Source organism: Paenibacillus sp. 22594 (genome assembly GCF_052044425.1).
Lineage (GTDB): Bacteria > Bacillota > Bacilli > Paenibacillales > Paenibacillaceae > Paenibacillus_AQ.
Genome location: NZ_JBQENA010000046.1, coordinates 1 through 592, shown reverse-complemented (window position 1 = coordinate 592; position 592 = coordinate 1). Strand labels below are relative to the sequence as shown.

At 52.2% G+C, this 592-nt stretch carries 1 rRNA gene; it reads right to left on the bottom strand.

Features of this window, described 5'->3' with window-relative positions:
* Positions 1-591: ribosomal RNA gene (locus ACTJKB_RS30905) — 23S ribosomal RNA — on the bottom strand; the annotation flags it as partial.
* Between the last annotated feature and the right edge of the window lies 1 nt (position 592).

Genomic DNA, 592 nt, shown 5'->3' with positions numbered 1-592 from the left:
ATAGGGCTCTGACTTTTTGTAAGCACACGGTTTCAGGTTCTATTTCACTCCCCTTCCGGGGTGCTTTTCACCTTTCCCTCACGGTACTGTTTCACTATCGGTCGCCAGGTAGTATTTAGCCTTAGCAGATGGTCCTGCTGGATTCATACGGGGTTTCACGTGCCCCGCACTACTCGGGATCCGTCTCGGAGAGAACACAGTTTAGGTTACAGGGCTTTTACCTCTATCGCGGGCCTTTCCAGACCTCTTCACCTACCATATTCCTTTGTAACTCCATGTGAGACGTCCCACAACCCCAAGGGGCAAGCCCCTTGGTTTAGGCTGTTCCGCGTTCGCTCGCCGCTACTGACGGAATCACTATTGTTTTCTCTTCCTCAGGGTACTTAGATGTTTCAGTTCCCCTGGTCTGCCTCTACATACCCTATGTATTCAGGTATGAGTAACTGCGAATTACCACAGCTGGGTTTCCCCATTCGGACACCCCCGGATCAAAGCTTGCTTACAGCTCCCCGAGGCAGTTTCGTTGTTCGCCACGTCCTTCGTCGGCTCCTGGCGCCTAGGCATCCTCCGTGTGCTCTTATTAGCTTAACCA